1 protein-coding gene is annotated in these 3,302 nt (G+C 60.8%); it reads left to right on the top strand.

The window, feature by feature from the left end:
- A partial coding sequence (locus tag I8746_RS26760; protein WP_409078029.1) for an immunoglobulin-like domain-containing protein occupies positions 1-3,302 on the top strand: 3,302 nt, incomplete at both ends.

The raw sequence follows: 3,302 nt of genomic DNA, 5'->3' as shown, positions 1-3,302 counted from the left end.
AGCCGGCAAAACCCAGGGCAGCGTTGATTTCCAGACCCCGGCCAATGACGTCTACAACAACGGTTCGACCGTCAGCGTCACCATCGAGAACGCCACGGGCGGCAACTTCGAACAGCTGACCCCGAACCCGACCCCAGCTCAGACCACGATCACCGACTCGGTCGACACCACTACCGCGACCCTGACCGCCTCGCCAAGCGTGACCGAAGGCGGCGTGATCACCTACACCGTGACTCTGAGCAACCCTGCCCAGACGCCGGTGACCGTGACCCTGTCCAACGGCCAGACCATCACCGTTGAGGCTGGCAAAACCCAGGGCAGCGTTGATTTCCAGACCCCGGCCAATGACGTCTACAACAACGGTTCGACCGTCAGCGTCACCATCGAGAACGCCACGGGCGGCAACTTCGAACAGCTGACTCCGAATCCGACCCCAGCCTCGACTGTCATCAATGACAGCATCGATACCGTCACCGTAAGCATTGTCAGCAATGGCAATGTGACCGAAGACCAGCAACCTTCCTTTACTGTGAAAGTTAGCCAGCCGCTGGACCGTCCGTTGACCGTAACCCTGTCGAACGGCGACACCGTGACGATCGAAGCCGGTAAGACCGAAGTCGAGTACAAGACCTCGGTTCAGGGCGATGACGTCTATCTTGATGCAGGCTCCATCACGCTCAGTGTTACCGACGCTACAGTTCCGGGTGCCACCTTCGAGAAGCTGGCCTTGGGTGGCCCGGCTACGGTTGAGATCTCGGACACTATCAGTGAAGTGGTGGCCAAACTGACCGCCACCCCGTCGGTCACCGAAGGCGGCGAGATCACTTACACGATCACGCTGACCAACAAAGATGGTCTGCCGATCAACAACCACTCGGAGCTGTACTTCAAGCTGACCGACGGCACCACTGTCGTCGTGGCAGCGAACAGCACCACCGGTTCGGCGACTGTAGCCGCACCAGACAACGTCTATGTCGGCACTAACGCGCCGGTGGTCAATGCCATCGACGCGGTCAGCGGCGCAGATGCGTGGAAGTTTGAAAACCTGAACCTGGACAAGACCCCGGTCAGCACCGAGGTCACCGACGAGCCAGGTACCCCAGGCAGCGAAGGCGACATCGTCAAGGTCACCATCACGGCCGACCAGACTTCGGTGGCCGAGAACGTCAAGCCAACCTTCACCGTGCACGTCAACCAGCCGCTGGCCCACGACCTGGTCGTGACCCTGAGCAACAATGCTCAGGTCACCATCAAGGCTGGCGAAACCAGCGCGCCGTACACCCACGCTGCGCAAGGCGATGACGTCTACAACGACGCTGGCCAGATCAGCCTGGGCATCAACTCGGCGGTGGACGCCACCGGCGCTGCGTTCGAGAACCTCGAGTTGGGCGGTGCGGCTTCGGTTCAAGTCACCGACACCCTCGACGAAGTAGTGGCCAAACTGACCGCGACCCCGTCGGTCACCGAAGGCGGCGAGATCACCTACACCATCACGCTGACCAACAAAGACGGTCTGCCGATCAACAACCACTCGGAGCTGTACTTCAAGCTGACCGACGGCACCACTGTCGTCGTGGCAGCGAACAGCACCACCGGTTCGGCGACTGTAGCCGCACCAGACAACGTCTATGTCGGCACTAACGCGCCGGTGGTCAATGCCATCGACGCGGTCAGCGGCGCAGATGCGTGGAAGTTTGAAAACCTGAACCTGGACAAGACCCCGGTCAGCACCGAGGTCACCGACGAGCCAGGTACCCCAGGCAGCGAAGGCGACATCGTCAAGGTCACCATCACGGCCGACCAGACTTCGGTGGCCGAGAACGTCAAGCCAACCTTCACCGTGCACGTCAACCAGCCGCTGGCCCACGACCTGGTCGTGACCCTGAGCAACAATGCCCAGGTCACCATCAAGGCCGGCGAGACCAGCGCGCCGTACACCCACGACGCACAAGGCGATGACGTCTATCAGGACGCTGGCGAAATCAGCCTGGGCATCAACTCGGCGGTGGACGCCACTGGTGCAACCTTCGAGAACCTCGAGTTGGGCGGTGCGGCTTCGGTTCAAGTGACCGATACCACCGACGAAGTGGTGGCCAAGCTGACTGCCACCCCGTCGGTCACCGAAGGCGGCGAGATCACTTACACCATTACCCTGACCAACAAAGACGGCCTGCCGATCAACAACCACAGTGCATTGACCTTCACGCTGAGCGACGGCAAAACCGTCATCACCGTGCCGGCCAACGGCACCGTAGGTACTGCTACCGTCACTGCCCCGGACAACGTCTACGTCGGTACCAACGACCCTGTGATCAAATCGATCGCAACCGTTGAAGGTGCGGATGTCGGCAAGTTCGAGCAACTGACCCTCGACAAAACCCCGGTCAGCACGTCGGTTACCGACGAGCCAGGTACCCCAGGCAGCGAAGGCGACCTGGTCAAGGTCACCATCACGGCCGACCAGACTTCGGTAGCCGAGAACGTCAAGCCGACCTTCACCGTGCACGTCAACCAGCCGCTGGCTCACGACCTGGTCGTGACCCTGAGCAACAATGCCCAGGTCACCATCAAGGCCGGCGAAACCAGCGCGCCATACACCCACGCTGCTCAGGGTGATGACGTCTACAACGACGCTGGCCAGATCAGCCTGGGCATCACGTCTGCTGTGGATGTAGACGGTCGCACCTTCGAGAACCTGCAACTGGGCGGCAACGCTTCGGTTCAAGTGACCGACACCACCGATGAAGTAGTGGCCAAGCTGACCGCGACGCCTTCGGTCACCGAAGGCGGTGAGATCACCTACACCATCACGCTGACCAACAAAGACGGTCTGCCGATCAACAACCACAGTGCATTGACCTTCACGCTGAGCGACGGCAAAACCGTCATCACCGTGCCGGCCAACGGTACCGTAGGTACTGCTATCGTCACTGCCCCGGACAACGTCTACGTCGGTACCAACGACCCTGTCGTGAAATCGATCGCAACCGTTGAAGGTGCGGATGTCGGCAAGTTTGAGCAACTGACACTCGACAAGACCCCGGTCAGCACCCAGGTCACCGACGAGCCAGGTACCCCAGGCAGCGAAGGCGACCTGGTCAAAGTCACCATCACGGCTGACCAGACCTCGGTGGCCGAGAACGTCAAGCCGACCTTCACCGTACATATCAACACCGCCCTGGCTCACGACCTGGTCGTGACCCTGAGCAACAATGCCCAGGTCACCATCAAGGCCGGCGAAACCAGCGCGCCGTACACCCACGACGCGCAAGGCGATGACGTCTACCAGGATGCTGGCGAAA

The sequence above is a fragment of the Pseudomonas sp. USTB-Z genome, from assembly GCF_019691255.1.
In the GTDB taxonomy this organism is placed as follows: Bacteria; Pseudomonadota; Gammaproteobacteria; order Pseudomonadales; family Pseudomonadaceae; genus Aquipseudomonas; species Aquipseudomonas alloputida.
Note: the sequence above shows the minus strand (reverse complement) of the source record. Positions and strands in the feature narration are given on the sequence as shown.